Origin of the sequence: Exiguobacterium sp. s194 (assembly GCF_018618275.1) — a bacterium.
GTDB lineage: Bacteria > Bacillota > Bacilli > Exiguobacteriales > Exiguobacteriaceae > Exiguobacterium > Exiguobacterium chiriqhucha.
The window spans coordinates 149,266-165,026 of record NZ_JACSLT010000004.1; the positions used below are offsets into that span (position 1 = coordinate 149,266).

Annotated in this window: 16 protein-coding genes; 4 read left to right on the forward strand and 12 right to left on the reverse strand. The window is 52.4% G+C overall.

The genetic code is table 11. The features are described 5' to 3' along the window. Positions 1-21 precede the first annotated feature (21 nt). From atpA to KNP85_RS06400, 7 genes are all read right to left on the reverse strand, one after another. Positions 22-1,530 (reverse strand): F0F1 ATP synthase subunit alpha, encoded by a 1,509-nt coding sequence (gene atpA, locus KNP85_RS06370; RefSeq protein ID WP_021066138.1) that lies wholly within the window; start codon positions 1,528-1,530, stop codon positions 22-24. An 18-nt stretch (positions 1,531-1,548) separates the two neighbouring features. Then, a complete protein-coding gene (locus KNP85_RS06375; RefSeq protein WP_021066137.1) occupies positions 1,549-2,082 on the reverse strand; it encodes a F0F1 ATP synthase subunit delta in 534 nt (177 codons plus the stop codon). After that, positions 2,082-2,609: a F0F1 ATP synthase subunit B gene (gene atpF, locus KNP85_RS06380; RefSeq protein WP_021066136.1), complete on the reverse strand. Its 528-nt coding sequence runs from the start codon at positions 2,607-2,609 to the stop codon at positions 2,082-2,084. Before atpF ends, KNP85_RS06375 begins: the two co-directional genes overlap by 1 nt. Before the next feature lie 71 nt (positions 2,610-2,680). Continuing rightward, positions 2,681-2,893: a F0F1 ATP synthase subunit C gene (gene atpE, locus KNP85_RS06385; RefSeq protein WP_024370837.1), complete on the reverse strand. Its 213-nt coding sequence runs from the start codon at positions 2,891-2,893 to the stop codon at positions 2,681-2,683. A 78-nt stretch (positions 2,894-2,971) separates the two neighbouring features. Continuing rightward, positions 2,972-3,709 (reverse strand): F0F1 ATP synthase subunit A, encoded by a 738-nt coding sequence (gene atpB, locus KNP85_RS06390; protein ID WP_021066134.1) that lies wholly within the window; start codon positions 3,707-3,709, stop codon positions 2,972-2,974. Next, entirely contained in the window at positions 3,709-4,137 is a 429-nt protein-coding gene (locus KNP85_RS06395) for an ATP synthase subunit I (protein ID WP_058764799.1), read from the reverse strand. The genes atpB and KNP85_RS06395 overlap by 1 nt, the downstream gene beginning before the upstream one ends. Further along, the gene (locus KNP85_RS06400) at positions 4,134-4,361 is read right to left on the reverse strand and encodes a hypothetical protein (protein WP_021066132.1); all 228 of its coding nucleotides are present in this window, start codon (positions 4,359-4,361) and stop codon (positions 4,134-4,136) included. The genes KNP85_RS06395 and KNP85_RS06400 overlap by 4 nt, the downstream gene beginning before the upstream one ends. 645 nt (positions 4,362-5,006) lie before the next feature. On the opposite strand from KNP85_RS06400, the gene KNP85_RS06405 reads away from it, so the two are divergent. The 4 genes from KNP85_RS06405 to KNP85_RS06420 all read left to right on the forward strand — a co-directional run bounded on the left by KNP85_RS06405 (position 5,007) and on the right by KNP85_RS06420 (position 10,620). Beyond that, positions 5,007-6,407 (forward strand): FAD-binding oxidoreductase, encoded by a 1,401-nt coding sequence (locus tag KNP85_RS06405; protein ID WP_251136259.1) that lies wholly within the window; start codon positions 5,007-5,009, stop codon positions 6,405-6,407. Next, positions 6,404-7,726 carry a (Fe-S)-binding protein gene (locus KNP85_RS06410; protein WP_251136246.1) on the forward strand — a complete coding sequence of 441 codons (1,323 nt, stop codon included), beginning with the start codon at positions 6,404-6,406 and terminating at the stop codon, positions 7,724-7,726. The genes KNP85_RS06405 and KNP85_RS06410 overlap by 4 nt, the downstream gene beginning before the upstream one ends. Positions 7,727-7,912: 186 nt before the next feature. Next, on the forward strand, positions 7,913-9,037 hold the full coding sequence (locus tag KNP85_RS06415) for an ABC transporter ATP-binding protein (protein ID WP_029594683.1): 1,125 nt from the start codon (positions 7,913-7,915) through the stop codon (positions 9,035-9,037). Then, positions 9,034-10,620 (forward strand): ABC transporter permease/substrate-binding protein, encoded by a 1,587-nt coding sequence (locus tag KNP85_RS06420; protein WP_214802258.1) that lies wholly within the window; start codon positions 9,034-9,036, stop codon positions 10,618-10,620. The genes KNP85_RS06415 and KNP85_RS06420 overlap by 4 nt, the downstream gene beginning before the upstream one ends. Before the next feature lie 62 nt (positions 10,621-10,682). Here KNP85_RS06420 and KNP85_RS06425 read toward each other — a convergent pair whose 3' ends face one another. The 5 genes from KNP85_RS06425 to KNP85_RS06440 all read right to left on the reverse strand — a co-directional run bounded on the left by KNP85_RS06425 (position 10,683) and on the right by KNP85_RS06440 (position 15,735). Continuing rightward, positions 10,683-11,534 carry a GGDEF domain-containing protein gene (locus tag KNP85_RS06425; protein ID WP_251136247.1) on the reverse strand — a complete coding sequence of 284 codons (852 nt, stop codon included), beginning with the start codon at positions 11,532-11,534 and terminating at the stop codon, positions 10,683-10,685. Positions 11,535-11,555: 21 nt separating this feature from the next. Then, positions 11,556-11,843: a CHASE3 domain-containing protein gene (locus tag KNP85_RS15775; RefSeq protein ID WP_251136248.1), complete on the reverse strand. Its 288-nt coding sequence runs from the start codon at positions 11,841-11,843 to the stop codon at positions 11,556-11,558. 156 nt (positions 11,844-11,999) lie between these two features. Next, positions 12,000-12,629, reverse strand: a complete 630-nt coding sequence (gene upp / locus KNP85_RS06430) for a uracil phosphoribosyltransferase (protein ID WP_021066126.1) — start codon at positions 12,627-12,629, stop codon at positions 12,000-12,002. A 143-nt stretch (positions 12,630-12,772) separates the two neighbouring features. Next, the gene (locus KNP85_RS06435) at positions 12,773-14,146 is read right to left on the reverse strand and encodes a glycoside hydrolase family 191 protein (protein ID WP_214802261.1); all 1,374 of its coding nucleotides are present in this window, start codon (positions 14,144-14,146) and stop codon (positions 12,773-12,775) included. Between the two features lie 359 nt (positions 14,147-14,505). After that, positions 14,506-15,735: a hypothetical protein gene (locus KNP85_RS06440; protein WP_214802264.1), complete on the reverse strand. Its 1,230-nt coding sequence runs from the start codon at positions 15,733-15,735 to the stop codon at positions 14,506-14,508. Positions 15,736-15,761 lie beyond the last annotated feature (26 nt).

The window sequence follows — 15,761 nt, forward strand, 5'->3', positions numbered from 1 at the left end:
TAATAGACGCTCGTCACCGGATTAAACCGATGGCGAGAACGTCTTTTTGAATTCCGTAAGTGCATCGACCATCGCCTCGTCAGCAGGAAGGTTTCCTGTTTGACGGATTTCACGGCAGAGGTCCGCACGGTTTTGGTCGAGCCATGCGTTCATTTCTTTTTCGAAACGACGGATGTCTTCGACTGGGACGTCATCGAGATGACCTTTCGTGAGAGCGTAGATGATGATGACTTGCTTGTCGACCGAGAGCGGTGCGTTCAAGTCTTGTTTCAAGACTTCAACGGTACGTTGTCCACGGTTGAGCTTCGCTTGTGTCGCTTTGTCGAGGTCCGACCCGAACTGGGCGAACGCTTCGAGCTCACGGTATGACGCGAGGTCAAGACGGAGCGTACCGGCAACTTTCTTCATCGCTTTCACTTGAGCCGAACCACCAACACGCGATACCGAGAGACCGGCGTTAATCGCAGGACGTACCCCTGAGAAGAAGAGGTCCGACTGAAGGAAGATTTGACCGTCTGTGATCGAGATAACGTTCGTCGGGATGTAAGCCGAGATATCCGACGCTTGTGTCTCGATGAACGGAAGTGCTGTCAATGAACCGCCGCCGAGTTCGTCGTTCAACTTCGCCGCACGCTCAAGAAGGCGTGAGTGGAGGTAGAAGACATCCCCTGGGTAGGCTTCGCGGCCTGGAGGACGACGGAGAAGAAGCGAGAGCTCACGATAAGCTGCCGCTTGTTTCGAGAGGTCATCATATACGACGAGGACGTGTTGTCCGCGGTCCATGAAGTACTCACCCATCGATACCCCAGCGAATGGTGCGAGGTAAAGAAGTGGGGCTGGCTGTGAAGCCGATGCCGAAACAACGATCGTGTAATCGAGGGCGCCGTTTTGACGGAGCGTCTCAACTACGCCACGGACAGTCGATTCTTTCTGACCGATTGCGACGTAGATACAGACCATGTTTTCTTCTTTTTGGTTGATGATCGCATCGATTGCGAGCGAAGTCTTACCAGTTTGACGGTCACCGATGATGAGCTCACGTTGTCCGCGACCGATTGGTACGAGGGCGTCAATCGCCTTAATCCCAGTTTGGAGCGGTTCGTGAACTGACTTACGGGCCATAACGCCGTAAGCTTTACGCTCGATCGGGTTGTATGTGTCCGTCACGATCGGTCCGAGACCGTCGATTGGTTGTCCGAGTGGGTTGACGACGCGTCCGAGGAGCGCTTCACCGACTGGAACTTCCATGATGCGGCCCGTACGTTTTACCGAGTCGCCTTCTTTGATGCCTTTGTAGTCGCCAAGGATGATAATCCCGACGTTACCTTCTTCTAAGTTTTGCGCCAAGCCCATTACGCCGTTAGAGAACTCTACGAGTTCCCCCGCCATAACGTTATCGAGTCCGTATGCACGAGCGATACCGTCACCTACTTGAATGACTGTACCTGTCTCACTGACTTCGATTTCAGAACCGTACGAAGCGATCCGCTCTTTTAGCAGGGCGCTGATTTCTTCAGCTTTGATCGTCATTGAATTCACCCCTATTTCTTACGCATTCAACAATTCACGCTCGAGGCGTGTTAGTTTGTTTTCGATTGTGTCATCATACGTCGTGTAGCCAATCTGGACACGGAGTCCACCGATGACGTCTTCATCGACGACGTTCTTCAATTGAAGCGTCTTGTTCATCTTCTGACCGAAGACGAGTTCGACTTCTTTCAACTCTGTTGCCGACAACGGGTAAGCACTCGTGACGAACCCTTCGGCGATGCCACGGTAGTCGTTGATGTAATCAAGGACGTAGCGCGACAAGCCGCGAACTTCGCTCGCACGGTCGTTTTCGACCATGACGAGAAGTGTGTTGAGCACGATATCTGTCATGTCACCAAAGCTATGTGTTAAAAGCTGTGCAAGCTCGCTGTCACTGATTGCCGGATTCGTTAAGAGATCCGTGAGTTCAGGAGTCGCGTGGAGCACTTCATCGAGCAGACGCACTTCCGCTTCGACTTGGTCGAGCGTGCCTTGTTCCCGCGCTAAGTCGAAGAGCGCTTTGGCATAGCGTTTTGCTAACGATGTGTTCATCAGTTAGCACCTTTCGCTTTAGACAGGAAGTCTGTAACGAGGGCACGTTGTTTCACTTCGTCGCCTTTAAGGTCTGACTGAAGGACGTGGCGTGCGGCCGAGAGCGCCTGTGTGACGACTTCGGTCTGGAGCGATTGTTTCGCGAGCTCACGCTCACGTTCGATCGCTTTACCCGCCTCGATCTTGATTTGTTCGGCTTCCAAACGCGCCTGCTCCACCAAGCGTGCTTGTTCCGCTTCTGCTTGACGACGGCTTGAATCAAGCATTTCTTTCGATTCTGTACGTGCTGCACTTAATGCGTCACGTTGTTCGACTACATATGTTTCCGCATCTTTGCGGCTCTTTTCAGCGAGCTCAATTTCGTTCGCTACATACTCTTCACGCTGTCTCATCATTCCAAGGAGTGGTCCCCAAGCAAATTTCTTCAACAGGGCCAAGAGTACGAGGAATGTGAAAAGTGTAAAGATCATATCCAGGATGCGGAGGCCTTCGCCACCAGCACCAGCTGCAATCATCATCGTATCCATGCATACCCTCCTCTTGACTAAATAAGTGAGGGAGACACGCTCCCTCTTACGTTGTTCTCGTTAACTCGTAATCAAGAGTTGAGGAGAAGGAAACCGACAGCCACACCGATGATCGGGAGGGCTTCAACCAAACCGATACCGATGAACATTGTTTGACGAAGTTCGTTTTTGAGTTCTGGCTGACGTGCTTGTCCTTGTACTGTTCCGTATACGATGAGACCGTTACCGATACCAGCCGCGAGTGCTCCAAGACCGATAACGAGTGCTGTTGCGAGAAGATTCATTTGTTCCATTGTGTATATTCCTCCTAAAAGTTAAGTAAATAGTTTTTTTGTTCAACGCTTTGGCGAGACCTGCCCGAATTAATGCTCGGCAGAAGCTTTATGCCCGATGTACACCATTGCAAGCGTCAGGAAAATGTAGGATTGGATAACCCCGATAAAGATTGAGAAGCCTTGCCATAAAATCATTGGGAGAATTGCGAACACAGCACCGAGTGGGTTAAGTGCCCCTTCTGCGGTAATTGCGAGTCCCAAGATGATGGTAATCATGATTTCACCGGCAAAGATGTTACCGTAAAGACGCAGACCGAGCGTCAAGGTGTTCGCGAACTCCTCGATGAGCTTGATCGGCAATAAGAACCAGACCGGCTTCACGAATTCCGCCGAGTAGTGCTTCAAACCATGTAGCTTCACGCCGTAATAGTGCGACATTGCAACGACGAGTGTCGACAATGCCAACGTGACGTAAGGATCGGCCGTCGGTGAGTTGAACCATAGATAGTGACCAGAAATGACGTTAAACGGTAGACCCATCAAGTTCGAGAAGAGAATGAACAAAATCAACGTCATTCCAAACCCGATGAAACGGCCCCCAGTCTTCCAGTCCATCGCACTCGAGATAATCCCGCGTGTGAATTCTGCGAAAAATTCCATTAAGTTCTGCTTACCAGTCGGCTTCATAGCCAAGCGTCGCGTTCCCCAAACGGCAAACGTAAATACGAGTAGTGATGCGATCAGCACCGTAATGACGTTCGTCCAGCTCCCATATAACGTATAATCTCCAAGTTGTAGAGAATATGTGGGAAACTCATGACCCATTAGTATTCACCTCTTTTCCTGCTGAGCTGGGCAAGTGTGAACTCGCCAAATTGTATGATGTGGCCGGCGATTAGACCAGTTACCACCGCAATCAGCGATACTCGATCCTCATAAAAGAGACCGACTATCACGGCTAGTGCACCGACTGCCATTCTTGAAACAGTCCCGTGCGACTTTGGGCGTCGTCCATGTTCGATGACGTCAAACATACGAATGACGCTTCGATTCTGCATATGTAGAATAATGAGACTGGCGACCCCACCTAGGAACAAGCCGAGAAATATCGGTTTGTACATAGGGACGATGAGCGCTCCGATGAGGAGAATGGCGAACCATCCGATAAACCACTTCGTATAGCGTTTCATCAACTGCTTTTGTGCTTTTCTGTCTGCTTGCACTTGTTGTAGTTCCGTTTGTTCTAGCTTCATTCGTCCTCTCCTGTCAGTAAACTTCGAAGGGTGAGAACAAGCGCCGTGATTCCGAGAGCCATCCCCAGAAACACCGACACATTCCAACCAAACGTGCCCCAAAACTCACGTCTCGCCCCGTATTGGCCAACGAGATAACCGATGACGATCGGTCCAGCGAGCGCGGTCGAAATTTGAGAGGCGAGCGAGGCGTAGGACAGGTAACGATTGTCTTTTTTCGTCATCCTGATCCTCCTTTCGAGCTGCCGAGCTTTCCGTCTTCTCCATCGAATTCACACTCGCGTGACCATCAAAAGTCACACAAGTTCAGAGTACTGGAAATGGCATAAGAAGTCAATGAATTTCACAATTATAAAAGCGCTTTAAATCAAGGTGTATCAAGGCTTTTACGCAGTTCACAAACTAAATTAAAATCGCTAAATTTTAAAAAAGTATGAAGAAACGGTGAAATAAAAATGTTAACTTTATAACATTTCACATTGCGAATCAGATGAAGAATAGTTCAGTTATACCTCCACGTTTTGGAAAACACAATGACAAACGGCTTACGTTCACAAAAGGTTTTGAAACGGACGTTGACCCGATTTTGAAATCGTTTTCATCGTCCTGTATCAGTATACCGATTATCTTTTTATCATGTCGAGGGGTTCTGACGAATTTGTAGTGATGAATCTCACAGGGCGATTTTTGTCGTCCACACGTCTGGAAATCCCTTCCCATCAAGCCGAAATGGGTGGACAATACCAGTTCGAATGGCTACGATTACGATGTAAGCGCTATCTAAAAATGTGTCGATTTTGTGACTTTCGAAACCGACGCCCGCATCATGAAAATTTTGATGCGTGTGAGGAGGAACTACCATGGACTGGATGAATCAATTACGTGAGGAAATCGGTGCCGACGTCGTCTTCACGGACCCGACGACCCGACTCGCCTATTCGTTTGACGCGACACCGAACTATCAGGCGATGCCCGACGCCATTGTCGCCCCTCGCTCGACCGAGCATGTACAGGCTGTGCTACGGCTGTGCCATACATACCGCATCCCGGTCGTCCCCCGTGGGTCGGCAACGAACCTTGCCGGCGGGACGACGCCGCTTTCTGGTGGTGTCGTCATGGATTTCCGCCATATGGACCGCATCCTCGAGATTGACGAGAAGAATTTGACGGTGACGGTCGAGCCGGGCTGCATCACTGCCCACCTAGCACAAGCCGTCGAGGCGAAAGGACTGTTCTACCCACCGGATCCGAGCTCGATGAAAATCTCGACGATTGGCGGCAACATCAGCGAGAACTCAGGTGGGTTACGCGGATTGAAATACGGTGTGACGGCCGATTACGTGCTCGCGCTCGAGGCGGTGCTCCCGAACGGGGATGTCCTCCATACGGGCGGCAAGCTCGCCAAGGACGTGGCCGGGTACGATTTGACACGTCTCCTCGTCGGCTCGGAAGGGACACTCGCCGTCATTACGCAAGCGACACTCAAGCTCATCCCGCTCCCCGAGACAAAACAGACGATGCTCGCTTATTTCGAGGACTTGGACAGGGCGGCCCGAACGGTGAGCCGCATCATCGAGAATCGCGTCATCCCGGCGACACTCGAGTTCATGGACAAGAAGACGATCGAGGTCGTCGAGGCGTATGCGAACATCGGATTGCCGACTGACGTCGGCGCTCTCCTTCTATTAGAACAGGACGGCCCACGTGACGTCGTCCGACAAGATATCGAAGCGATGCATGCTGTCTGTTTAGAAGAAGGTGCCTTGTCGGTCGAAGTGGCCCGAGACGAGGCACATGCCGAGACGCTTCGCTACGCCCGGCGCATCGCCTTGTCCGCCCTCGCCCGACTCAGCCCGACGACGATTTTAGAGGATGCGACCGTGCCACGGAGCGAGATTGCCGAGATGGTCCGGCGCATCGAAGCGATCGGACGGGCGTATGACATTCAAATCGCCACGTTCGGTCATGCCGGGGACGGCAACCTGCATCCGACAGTCGCGACCGATGCCCGGAATCATGAGGAGATGGAACGTGTCGAGGCGGCGTTCGCCGATATTTTCGCCGCCGCACTCGACCTCGGCGGGACGATCACCGGCGAGCATGGGGTCGGGGCGATGAAAGCACCGTATCTCGAATGGAAGCTCGGTCCGGCCGGGATAGACGTCATGAAAGGCATCAAGCTCGCCTTCGACCCGCACGGCATCATGAACCCGCAGAAGATGTTCGCCAAAGCGGCGAAAAAACGCATCGTCCAAGGAGGTAAATCATGAAGCAGACGCCCGAACTCGCCACCCGCATGACCGAGAAGCTCGACTATGAAGAGATGCTCGGCTGCATGCGTTGCGGCTTTTGCCTGCCGACGTGCCCGACGTATATCCGCTCGAAAGACGAGTCCGCCTCCCCGCGCGGTCGCATCGCCATCATGAAAGGTGTCGTCGACGGATTGATTGAACCGGATGAGGGCGTCGAAAAGACGCTCAACGAATGTCTCGGTTGTCTCGCCTGTGAGCCGGCATGTCCGGCCGGGGTACGCTATAGCGTCTTGCTCGAGGACGCACGCGCCGCCATTACCGAACATAAACGTGCGACGGGACAAATGCCGGTCCGCGAGCGGCTCGTCCGAAAAGTCGTCTTTGACGGGCTGTTCTTGAATAAGGCGAAGATGGAGACGGCGACGGGCTTTCTCCGCTTCTATCAACAGTCTGGCGTCCAGACGCTCACTCACAAGCTCCGCATCCTCGACTGGTTCCCGGACCAGCTCCAGAAGATGGAGACGATTTTACCGACGGTCCCACCGAAGACGGAGCGACGTCGACGTCCGGAGCAAATCCCGGCGACGGGAGCGACAACGGCCCGAGTCGCCTTCTTCAGCGGCTGTTTGATGGACACGATGTTCTATGAGACGAATGCCAACACGATTAAACTGCTCCAAGCGGCGGGCTGCGACATCGTCATCCCGAAAACGCAACAGTGTTGCGGGGCCTTACATGGTCATGCCGGCGAACAGGCGGGCGCCGTCACGCTCGCCAAACAGAACATCGCGGCGTTCGAGGCCGAGGACGTCGACTACATCATCACGAACGCCGGTGGTTGCGGGGCGTTCCTCGTCGGTTATGATCATCTGTTGAAGCACGACCCGGAATGGGCCGAACGCGCCGAACGATTCACGGCCAAGATCAAAGACTTCGCCTCGATCTTACTCGAGGTCGGCTTCCTCGACCGCGTACCGCTCACGCTGCCGGCGCAACTCATCACGTACCAAGACTCGTGTCACCTTCGCAACGTCCAAAAAGGGGCGCTCGCCCCACGGGTATTGCTCCAGGCGATCGAAGGGGCCGTCTATATCGAGCAGAAGCACGCCGACCACTGCTGCGGCTCGGCCGGTGTGTACAACATTCTGCAGCCCCATATCGCCAACGACATCCTCGAGATGAAGATGGGGCACGTGAACGCCACGGCAGCACAAACGATCGTGACGTCAAATCCGGGTTGCCACATGCAGATGCAACTCGGGATTCAAGAGCATGGGACTGAATCGATGCGCGCCGTCCATCTAGCCGATTTGCTCGTCGAGGCGATGCCATCCTGACCAATCAAGAGGAACGGCCCGCTGATTCGGGTGCTGTTCCTCTTTTTTCTCCTTTTATAAAAAAATAGAAGTAATAATCCCCGCTTTATCCGACCTTTAAACGCTTTTTTCAAAAATAATGTTTACAATCCTTCGACAACGGGCATATAAGGTTATGTGAAAATAATTATTGAAAAGGGTGAATGCATGATTGAATTTAAACAAGTGCAAAAAACATTCAAGAACACGACCGTCTTGAAAGAGATGAACCTCACCATCAACAAAGGTGAACTCGTCGTCTTTATCGGCCCCTCCGGCTGCGGGAAGACGACATCGCTCAAAATGATCAACCGTTTGATCGAGCCGACGGAAGGGACGATCATCGTCAACGGACAGGATACCCGGAAGATGGACCCGATTGAACTGCGTCGCCAGATGGGCTACGTCATTCAACAGACTGGCCTCTTTCCGCATATGACGATTCGCGAAAACATTCAATTGATCGCCGGTCTCGAAGGACACGCCGAACAAGACATGGATGCGCGCACCGAACACCTCCTCCGCATGGTCGGCCTCGACCCGGACCAATTCATCGATCGCTATCCGAGCGAATTGAGCGGCGGTCAGCAGCAGCGTATCGGTTTCGCCCGTGCCCTCATGAACGACCCGGAAGTCATTTTGATGGATGAACCGTTCAGCGCCCTTGACCCTGTCACTCGAAACGATCTCCAAGAAGAACTGTTCAATCTACAAGAAGAAGTGAAAAAGACGATTGTGTTCGTCACCCATGATATGGATGAGGCGATCAAGCTGGCCGATCGCATTTGTATCATGCGCGACGGGGAAATCGTCCAATTCGATACTCCGGAACAAATTCTCCGGAACCCGAAAGACGAATACGTCGAGTCGTTCATCGGGAAGAATCGGATTTGGAACAGCCCTGAATTCATTAAAGCGAAAGACATCATGATCACCGACCCGGTATCGATCAGCGGGAAGCGGACGGTGCTTCAAGCGATTGAAATCATGCGCTCCCGCAAGGTCGACAGTTTGTTGATCACAGACCGTGATCGTGTCCTTCAAGGACTCATCAAATTGAAAGATGTCCACGGCATCCAAGACAAGACGAAGCGGCTCGAGGAAGTCATGAACACGAACTATGCTTTCGTCTCAATCGAGGACTCGCTCCTCGACATTTTAGACGTCATGAACACGAGCGACCAAGGGTATCTCCCGGTCGTCGACGGTTCGATGCTTCACGGTTTGATCACACGCAGCAGTTTGCTTTCCGTCCTCAGTGAGCAATTCATGCAAGAGGAGGAAACTATATGAATGCCATTCAATCGTTTTTCAATTACTTCACGAGCAACACCGACCAAATCGGGACGCTCTTGCTCGAACACTTACAGCTGACGGTCTTTGCCGTCTCGCTCGCCGTCTTACTCGGGGTACCACTCGGGATTCTCATCTTACGGATCCCGCGTCTCGCCAAGCCGATTCTCGGTCTGACGAGCGTCGTCCAAGCCGTACCGAGTTTAGCGCTCCTCGGATTTTTGATCCCGTTCATCGGAATCGGATCGACCCCGGCCATCATCATGGTCGTCTTGTACTCGCTCCTCCCGATCGTGAAAAACACGTATACGGGACTATCGAGCATCCCGGGCGATACGCTTGAGTCGGCCAAAGGGATCGGGCTCACCGACCGCCAGATTTTGAGTAAAATCCAGCTTCCGCTCGCACTCCCGATCATCATGGCGGGGATTCGCATTTCGGCGGTCACAGCTGTCGGACTCATGACCATCTCCGCATTCGTCGGAGCCGGTGGTCTCGGCTATCTCGTCTTCGCCGGGATTCAGACCGTTGACAACAACCAAATCCTTGCCGGTGCCATCCCGGCCGGTCTGCTTGCACTGTTGATTGATTTCATCGTCAGCCGCATCGAGTACAAGGTCGCACCGAACGGCATCGTCCTCGCGGATGGCCGGATGAAGAAAAAGACACGCCGCTCGGCGAAGAAAGTCACGAAACCACTCATCGTCATCGCGACGGCGTTCGTCCTACTCCTCGCCGGTTCGATTTACGCCTTCACCCGTGAAGACGACACGATTGTCGTCGGATCGAAAAACTTTACCGAGCAATTGATTCTCGGGAACATGGTCGCCGACTTGATCGAAGACAAGACAGACCTCGATGTGAAACGTCAATTGAACCTCGGCGGGACCCAGGTCGCTTTCAGCGCCCTGCGGACCGGTGAGATTGATACGTACGTCGAATATACAGGTACGTTGTTCGTCGATGTATTGAAGCAAGAAGTCGAGAACGATCCCGAAGTCGTCTACGACAAGGTCGTGAAACAAGTGAACGAACGTTTCGATATCCGCACGCTCGACCCGATCGGCTTCAATAACACGTATGCCATTGCCGTCAAACAAGAAGACGTCGACAAATACGGTTTAAAGACCGTCTCAGATCTTGCCTCGGTGAGTGACGAGCTCGTCTTTGGTCCGACAATCGAGTTCTCAAACCGTGAAGACGGATACCTCGGCTTGAAAGAAGCGTATCCGTTCAACTTCCAGGACGTGAAACCGGTCGACGGAGGACTCCGCTATACGGCACTCATGAACAACGAGAGTAACGCCATCGACAGCTTCTCGACCGATGGTTTGCTCAAGCGCTTTGATTTGACCGTCCTCGAGGATGATAAACAGTTCTTCCCGCCGTATTATGCGGTCCCAATCGTCAGCGAAAAGACGCTCGCCGAGCATCCTGAGCTTGCGGACGTATTGAACTTGCTGAGCGGGAAAATCACGGACGAGACGATGCAAGAGCTCAATTATCTTGCTGACGTCGAGAAACAACGTCCGGAGAAAGTCGCCCGCGACTTCCTTATCCAAGAAGGATTGATTGAACAATAAACCTATACGAAAGACGACCCTCCCGTTCGAATCGGGAAGGTCGTCTTTTTTTGTAGCCGATTTTAACCTACGTTCGTCGCCTGGCCGACCGAGACGCGGTTGCGCCCACTCTGTTTTGCTTGATAGAGGGCTTGGTCGGCCGCCTCAATCAAGTCGGTCTTATCACCACTTGGCGTTGGCGCATGTTCGGCGACGCCGATGCTGACACTCACTTTTCGCAACGGGGTGTACATTTCGTGCGCGATGTTCAGTTTGAGCACCGCCTGCCGAATCCGTTCCGCGATTTCTTTCGGTTGCCGCGCGTGGCGTGGCCGCAGGAGCACCGCGAACTCTTCGCCTCCATAGCGGGCCGTCATGCCGTCTTCCCCGACCGCCTTGTCAATCGCGTTCGCCACCCGTTCGAGGCAAGCGTCTCCGGCCAAATGGCCGTATGTGTCGTTATACGTCTTGAACGCATCGATATCGAGTAAGAGAAGTGCGAGCACGTCTCCGGTATCGGTCGCTTCGTCCCACATCCGTTCTAACTTCTCGTCAAAAGCTCGACGATTCCAAATCCCGGTCAAGGCGTCATGGAGCGAGCGATGGATGAGCGCTTGTTTGCTGCGCTCGAGCCGGAACGTATGCATGAACGTCATCAACAGCAACAATGCGATGCCGACGACGATGAAGATGACCCATTTCGCTGAATTCGAGGCAATTTCACTCCGAAGCGTGGCTTGTTGGATGATGTTGTCGATGTCTTCACGAAGGGCCGCATCGACGTCTCGGAACTGGTTGATATAATCGATGCCACTATAGCGACGCGCGTTCGCGGCGATGACGTCCCCCGCCTCGATGAGTTCGATTTGCGACGCATGGAACGCCTCCATTTTTTGAATGAGCGGCAACGCCTCGTCTTGAATCAATTCCTGCATAATCGGATGACGCTCGTCGAGTTAACGAATAATACGAATCGTCTCCTCCAATGATTGTTTCGTCGCCTCATACTGTTCGAGCGACTGCGCGTCTTGGTTATATGTATAGCCCCGAACCGATAGCTCTTGGTCGAGCAGTAACCGAAACAGCTCCGAGGCAGCGTTCGAAATCGGGATGGCTTCCTCGACAATCCGTCGATTTTCCTGCTCGATGTCCTGAAACGCGCTATAGCTCCAGACGCTCGTTAAAAACAACGCCATCAAGGAGATGAGTAAGTATCTTTGCAGTAGCGAGAATTTAGTCTTCATCGTGTCTCTTCCCTTATCCCGACATCGGACCGACTTACGGTCTCTTCCTCTTCTACTATCGGCCGTCTCTTCGATCGTCTCAACTAATTTGAATCGATTGGTGCACATTCCCACAAAAAAGAGAGGATCACCAGGATCCTCTCATCGGGTTCATGCTTATTTTGTTCCGAACAGACGGTCACCTGCGTCACCGAGTCCTGGTACGATGTAGCCGTGGTCGTTCAACTTCTCGTCAAGTGCGGCGAGATAGATTTCGACGTCCGGGTGTTCGGCTTGAACACGTTCCACACCTTCAGGGGCTGCACAGAGGCAAGCGAGCTTGATCGACTTGGCACCGTGCTTTTTAAGCGCGGCAATCGCGTCGGCTGCTGAACCGCCTGTCGCGAGCATCGGGTCGACGACGATGAAGTCACGTTCTGTGACGTCCGTCGGCAACTTGAGATAGTATTCGTGCGGCTCGAGCGTCTCTGGGTCACGGTATAAACCGATGTGACCAACTTTGACGTTCGGCATCATTTTGAGGAAGCCATCCACCATGCCGAGGCCTGCCCGTAAAATTGGGACGATTCCCAATTTCTTGCCGGCAATCATCTTCTGTGTCGATACAGAGACCGGTGTCTCAATTTCCACATCAGTAAGCGGAAGGTCGCGTGTAATTTCATATGCCATGAGTGACGAAACCTCGTCTACGAGTTCACGGAACTGCTTCGTCCCCGTCTCTACTTTACGCATAATCGTCATCTTGTGCTGAATCAATGGGTGGTCATAAACGTGTACTTTGCCCATCATGCTTCACTCCTCTCTCAATCTCTCTTGAGCATTGTACCCTAACTTTTCTGAGAAAGGTAGGGTCAACTTCTGTTTTTTAAGAGGTCAGACGAAACCCGAAGGAACGAAATCGATCCCTCGGGGTTCAGGTGACACATGGTTTAGAATTTGAAGAAATTTAGGAAACCGGCCGTCTTGTGTTTCACTTTTCCGCACATGTTTCCTTTGGCGGCGTGATGGTCGTTAGACGAGCTGTGCTTGGCGGCATGCTTTTTAGCATGTTTTTTGGCATGCTTTTTCGCCTTCTTCTTCTCTTTTTTGTCTTTCTTCTCTTGCTTCCAGTCAGCTTTTGCTTTTTGTTTCGACTCGGTCGGTTTGTCCGTCGAGGCATCTGCTTTCGGAGCTGAGACTGGCTTTGTGACAGGCTTTGTCGCCGTTTCTGTTACAGGTTTCGCCGTTGTCGTCGCAGCCGGTTTCGTGGCTGTCGTTGTAGCTGGCTTCGTCGTTGTCGTCGTAGCCGGTTTCGTCGTTGTCGTCGTAGCTGGCTTCGTTGTTGTCGTTGTAGCCGGTTTCGTCGTTGTCGTCGTAGCTGGCTTCGTTGTTGTCGTTGTAGCCGGTTTCGTCGTTGTCGTTTCAGCTGGCTTTGTCGTTGTCGTCGTAGCCGGTTTCGTCGTTGTCGTTTCAGCTGGCTTCGTCGTTGTCGTCGTAGCTGGCTTCGTCGTCGGTGCTACTGCGACCGGTGCCGGCGCCGTATCCTGTGTGCGCGTCACGAGACCTGCGCTCCAGTTCACGTAAGCATCCGCTTCGTGGAAATGGATGAAGCCAGAATCTTTGGCGAGCTTGTGGCTGTCCGCGCTAAGACGTGTCGAAATCGTGAGCGTCTTGACCGAATGCTTCGCGTCGACCGCTTGTAATTTCTTAATCATGTTTTGTGACCAAGCGTCGCTCTTGATCGTGTCGGCGTTGAAACTCTCCCACATGATGCCGTCAACGTAAGGTGCCGTTGACGTTTCCAACGTGTCAAAGCCCCAGTTTTGGACCATGGCGATCTCACCATAGCGGGCCCGTGCTTGCTTCAAGAAGTTGACGAGTCCGTCACGTTGCTGCTTGAGCACGGTCGGATTGTTCAAATGTTCGTTATCGATATCACCGACCGTATCCATGAACACGCCATCGATGCCTTTGGCGACGACTTGGTTCTGGATTTCCGTGAGGAGCAACCCTTGGAAGTGCGGTGAGGCGATGTTCGTCAAGTACGAATCCCATTCCGAGTAATGGACACGTTGTCCGTTACGCGTAAAGAAGTCACCTGACTGAAGTTTTGACATGAGACCCGTGTTCCATGTCGCGACTTCCATGACGCTAATATATCCGAGTACTTTTGTCCCGCGTGCTTTGATTTGCTCCACTTGCGCTTTCGTATAATGGAGCGGTTCAATGATGACGAGGTCATAGTTTTGCATATCTTTCAAAATCGCTGCCGTTGGATGGCCATAATACACTTGATAGTTCTTCACACCGTCGAGTGGGTTCATGGTTTGTGCCCCCGTTTTAGACATGTTCAGACTAACAATCAACAACACTACCGTTAGAGACATAATTAACTTTTTCAATTTCACTACCTATTCCTCTCCTGATGACTGACAAAACGTGGTGACGGACGATGATGGTTGAATGGAGTTGTGTCTCGTTGCTCCCCCTTTTCTTATATTCAAATGACGAGAAGGTTAGTGCTGTGTGTTTTATGGATGTATCGGATTCGTGTATGTAATGTTGAACCTTCGCAAAAAAAATTATAGGATAGTTTTTTACGAAAACATAGTGTCAATTTGACAACAAAAACCCGTCTCACGACATGAAAGTGTCATGAAACGGGAAAAGAATTAGTTTTGGCTCATATGTAAGTGTCTAGCAATCCCTCTAATTCCAGTTGATCAATCAAATAGACCCGCTTCGTCTCGACGTCCATCAGTTGAAGGGTATCCCTCCCTTCCTCGATCCAAACGTCGAACCGTTGCTCGGTCAACTGCTCATATAATGCGAGCGTCCCACGTCGTTCGCCCGTCGGTGCGGCACTCGTCGTCTTCACGCGGGACAAAAGTTCGAACAGTTCGCGCGTGTTCGGGCCTCCGAGGTGGGCCGTCTTCGTCTCCGTCTCGTACGTCGCCAACCGCATCGCCTCTTTTTGCTCCGATGTGATCGTCAATTCACCGGCTCCTGGTCGTTGAACGGTCCCCCATACCTCGATTACGGTATCATAACGAGTCGATAAGACGGCCGAATCCTGCTCCGAGACGTCTTCGATCGGCTCATCCGCGAGCACGATTCGTTTCAAGAGCCTACGTCCTTCGGCATCTAAATTGAAGACGGCTTCCATCGAGTCAATTTGCACGTACTCACTTGACAGCGAACCGGGTAACACGGTTCGGTCCCACGCCTGTTCTGTACCCATCTGGAGGGTAATCCGTTGATCGGCCAACTGGGTCAAGAACGCCACGCCTTCATTCTTACCGCTCTCGAAGACGAACAGTCCCGGCTCAATCAACTGTCCTGCCTCGGCACCGTCTTGATAGACGTGATAGGTGACATGAAGCGCACCACGGTCCGGTGTGTGATACCGGAAGACCGAACCCGGAACAATCGTCTCATGCGTCTCATTGACCGCGAAGGCGCGCGCCACGGTCGTGACATCTGGTTCAGGAATGAACGATAACGTGCTCCCGACATCGACCTCCCTCGGCCCTGAACCGGCCGCGGACTCGAACGCCTCGATTCCATCGGTACGGAAGACGCGCTCATTTTGTTCGTTGCTGTTCAAACAAGAGACGTAACGCTCGTCCCCGCTCCGCCAATATTTGACGGTCTTGCTACCTAATTCGTCATAGAAGGGGTGGCGGAATGTGATGGCCGCCAATTCGGCCCGACGCGTCGGCAACACGTCTGTCGGTTGCCGCTCACAGTAATTCAACAGTCGCGTCTTCAACGCAGACGTCAACGGAATGTCTTGGTCTTGTTGAATCGCATACGTCGACAGCGGTCGTAAATTGAGCGCATTGATTTCATTCGTCCCGCATCCACTTAACAGTATGACGGCTATACTCATCAGTCCGATGACGTTTTTCATCCCGTCCCCTCCTTTCACATTTATTT

What these genes read in the sequence shown, in the direction of transcription:
- atpA (WP_021066138.1), bottom strand. Translation starts at nt 1,530, where the DNA reads ATGACGATCAAAGCTGAAGAAATCAGCGCCCTGCTAAAAGAGCGGATC.
- KNP85_RS06375 (WP_021066137.1), bottom strand. Translation starts at nt 2,082, where the DNA reads ATGAACACATCGTTAGCAAAACGCTATGCCAAAGCGCTCTTCGACTTA.
- atpF (WP_021066136.1), bottom strand. Translation starts at nt 2,609, where the DNA reads ATGGATACGATGATGATTGCAGCTGGTGCTGGTGGCGAAGGCCTCCGC.
- atpE (WP_024370837.1), bottom strand. Translation starts at nt 2,893, where the DNA reads ATGAATCTTCTCGCAACAGCACTCGTTATCGGTCTTGGAGCACTCGCG.
- atpB (WP_021066134.1), bottom strand. Translation starts at nt 3,709, where the DNA reads ATGGGTCATGAGTTTCCCACATATTCTCTACAACTTGGAGATTATACG.
- KNP85_RS06395 (WP_058764799.1), bottom strand. Translation starts at nt 4,137, where the DNA reads ATGAAGCTAGAACAAACGGAACTACAACAAGTGCAAGCAGACAGAAAA.
- KNP85_RS06400 (WP_021066132.1), bottom strand. Translation starts at nt 4,361, where the DNA reads ATGACGAAAAAAGACAATCGTTACCTGTCCTACGCCTCGCTCGCCTCT.
- KNP85_RS06405 (WP_251136259.1), top strand. Translation starts at nt 5,007, where the DNA reads ATGAATCAATTACGTGAGGAAATCGGTGCCGACGTCGTCTTCACGGAC.
- KNP85_RS06410 (WP_251136246.1), top strand. Translation starts at nt 6,404, where the DNA reads ATGAAGCAGACGCCCGAACTCGCCACCCGCATGACCGAGAAGCTCGAC.
- KNP85_RS06415 (WP_029594683.1), top strand. Translation starts at nt 7,913, where the DNA reads ATGATTGAATTTAAACAAGTGCAAAAAACATTCAAGAACACGACCGTC.
- KNP85_RS06420 (WP_214802258.1), top strand. Translation starts at nt 9,034, where the DNA reads ATGAATGCCATTCAATCGTTTTTCAATTACTTCACGAGCAACACCGAC.
- KNP85_RS06425 (WP_251136247.1), bottom strand. Translation starts at nt 11,534, where the DNA reads ATGCAGGAATTGATTCAAGACGAGGCGTTGCCGCTCATTCAAAAAATG.
- KNP85_RS15775 (WP_251136248.1), bottom strand. Translation starts at nt 11,843, where the DNA reads ATGAAGACTAAATTCTCGCTACTGCAAAGATACTTACTCATCTCCTTG.
- upp (WP_021066126.1), bottom strand. Translation starts at nt 12,629, where the DNA reads ATGGGCAAAGTACACGTTTATGACCACCCATTGATTCAGCACAAGATG.
- KNP85_RS06435 (WP_214802261.1), bottom strand. Translation starts at nt 14,146, where the DNA reads ATGAACCCACTCGACGGTGTGAAGAACTATCAAGTGTATTATGGCCAT.
- KNP85_RS06440 (WP_214802264.1), bottom strand. Translation starts at nt 15,735, where the DNA reads ATGAAAAACGTCATCGGACTGATGAGTATAGCCGTCATACTGTTAAGT.